Source organism: Flavobacterium sp. BFFFF1 (assembly GCF_002256285.1).
Taxonomy (GTDB): Bacteria; Bacteroidota; Bacteroidia; order Flavobacteriales; family Flavobacteriaceae; genus Flavobacterium.
This window is the reverse complement of the sequence record NZ_NKJE01000063.1, coordinates 1-2465: the sequence shown is the minus strand read 5'-3', so window position 1 is coordinate 2465 and position 2465 is coordinate 1. Positions and strand designations below refer to the sequence as shown.

Genomic DNA, 2465 nt, shown 5'->3' with positions numbered 1-2465 from the left:
AGAATACTCAGTTCCAAATGCCGCAACGGACGTGAAGCCGCCGGACGTTAGCTGCTATAGCAAAAAAACCGGAACGTTATTGTTGCTAAAATTGTAAACACTACATTTGCTAATCAAAGCATATAACCTATGAGCGAAGATATTTTTAATCCTGAAACTGAATTTAAGAAATTTCATAGTGACAAAAGGGAAGATTACAATTTTGAAATTCGCCAAAAAAGGCCATCAGAATATTTTTTAAAAAGATTTGCAGAGAAAATTTCGTCGGTTGTTGACAAGTGGCAATCTATGAATACTTATTCCATGAGCGAAGTAATATCTGCCAGATATCAAATCGACATTTTTCTTGCGGATTTAGATTCGGACTTAGCTTTGAACAAAGATGAAAAGTACAAAGCTGAATGGGAAAAAAAATATGCTAAGCTAAAGGGAATACAAAATGAGTTCGTCAAACGTTATAAAGAGAGTCTTGACAAGTTATAAATATCCAAGCTACAGCAGCTAACAGCGGTTTCACGCAATTGCTGCTTCCCTTGTAAAATGAACCACCTTTTTCCATAACTTCGTTCTGTCCACGCCGAGAATACTCAGTTCCAAATGCCGCAACTGACGTGAAGCCGCCGGACGTTAGCTGCTATGCGGCCAAAATTGCGTAAAAAAACATTATTGCAAATGGGAGTAACTATACACTTTGACGGAAAACTGAAGACTGAAACTGATTACCGAATTGTACTGAAATCTGCACAGAATTTCGCGCAGGAAAATGAAATGGAATATAACTTTTTTACAGAAGCTAACAAACTATTGTTGAGAGTTCGAGATGAAGAAGAATGGGATTATCAAGGAATGACTCGAGGAATTAGAATTCAACCTCATGAAAATTCAGATCCGTTTAATCTAGAATTCGACCAGGATAATTATATCCAGGAATATTGTAAAACACAGTTTGCAAACGTTGAAACTCATATAAAACTTATCGATTTTCTAAAATCTATAAGATTACATTTTGATCAACTAAATGTTTTTGATGAAGGAGAATATTGGGACACACAAAATGTAGAAACATTAGAAAACAATATAAAAACTTGCTTTCATCAAATCGAGATGGCGAAACAAAATGATGAAACTCTGGATGGTCCGTTTAGAATTGGTGACGGACGAATCGCAGATTTAATGCACAGCAGCTAACAGCGGTTTCACGCAATTGCTACTTTCCGTGTAAAATGAACTTCTTTTTTCCATAACTTCGTTCTGTCCAGCCGAGAGTACTCAGTTCCAAATGCCGCAACTGACGTGAAGCCGCCGGACGTTATGTGTGGTCGCTCCGCTCGCAGAAAGGACGTTTTTTGTTTGTTGAAAAGCTCGGCTTGTGTTTGAGTAAATTTAACTTCTTCCCTATTTTTAACGGCTCAACTTTGTGGTTACGTTGTGTTAGTGTCCACGGAAAATTTGTGGTTTTTGTTTGCGATTCTTGTCGCCGAGAGTTCTCTGCGAGACTTAATCAGAGCTTAAATATTGCGTAAAATGCGTGCGTTGATATTCTCGCGCAGAAAACAGTGCGTGTAAACTGGGGAATTTAAAAAAACGCAACGGAGTGGAATTTCTTTGTGGTCACGTTGTGTGAGTTTGCTAATGTGTCGCGACCCACATAACAGCGGTTTCACGCAATTGCTACTTTTCTTGTAAAATGAACTTCTTTTTTCCATAACTTCGTTCGGTCCAGCCGAGAGTACTCAGTTCCAAAAGCCGCAACTGACGTGAAGCCGCCGGACGTTACCTGCTATGCGGCCAAAATTGCGTTAAAAAAATCATCGAAAGACAAAATGTATTAAATTTGAAAAAAATAGATTTATGACAAGGCAAGCTATAATTGAAAGAACCATAAAAGCAATAAACCAACTTCCTGAAGACAAAGCGGAGGAGATTTCTGATTTTGCCGATTTTGTCATTAAAAAATTTGAAGACAATAGAATTACAGAAAGCATTCAGCAACTTGCTTCAAAAAGCCAAACTTTTGAATTTTTGAATGATGAAGAAGATCTTTATTCTTCTGATGACTTAAAGGAAAAATATAATGGCTAAAGGTGACATCGTTTTAATTACTTTTCCTTTTACAAATTTAAGCGGCAGTAAATTACGTCCAGCAATTGTTCTGACAGAAACTAATCTTGACATTACCGTCTGCTTTATTACTTCACAAATAAATTGGCAGGAACAGACAGATATTGTTTTATTTCCAAACGATATTAATGGAATCAAAAAACAGTCGTTGGTTCGAACCAGTAAAATTGCTACAATCGACAAATCTTTGGCGCAAGGATTATTAGGACAACTTTCTGCAAATGAAATTTCTGAATTAAATAAAAAACTCAAAATCCTGTTCCAACTTTAAAGTATGCACAGCAGGTAACCGCGGTTTCACGCAATTGCTACTCACTTTGTAAAATGAACCACCTTTTTCCATA

General features: G+C 37.0%; 4 protein-coding genes. All 4 read left to right on the top strand.

Translation table 11 applies throughout. The features are described 5' to 3' along the window. Positions 1-129: 129 nt before the first annotated feature. The 4 genes from CFE23_RS16530 to CFE23_RS16515 all read left to right on the top strand — a co-directional run bounded on the left by CFE23_RS16530 (position 130) and on the right by CFE23_RS16515 (position 2392). The gene (locus CFE23_RS16530) at positions 130-483 is read left to right on the top strand and encodes a hypothetical protein (RefSeq protein WP_291090548.1); all 354 of its coding nucleotides are present in this window, start codon (positions 130-132) and stop codon (positions 481-483) included. Between the two features lie 189 nt (positions 484-672). Next, positions 673-1188: a hypothetical protein gene (locus CFE23_RS16525; RefSeq protein WP_291090545.1), complete on the top strand. Its 516-nt coding sequence runs from the start codon at positions 673-675 to the stop codon at positions 1186-1188. Between the two features lie 663 nt (positions 1189-1851). Further along, on the top strand, positions 1852-2082 hold the full coding sequence (locus tag CFE23_RS16520) for a hypothetical protein (protein WP_291090542.1): 231 nt from the start codon (positions 1852-1854) through the stop codon (positions 2080-2082). Further along, complete coding sequence (locus CFE23_RS16515) at positions 2075-2392, top strand: type II toxin-antitoxin system PemK/MazF family toxin (protein ID WP_291090539.1); 318 nt, start codon at positions 2075-2077, stop codon at positions 2390-2392. Before CFE23_RS16520 ends, CFE23_RS16515 begins: the two co-directional genes overlap by 8 nt. The last annotated feature ends 73 nt before the right edge of the window (positions 2393-2465 follow it).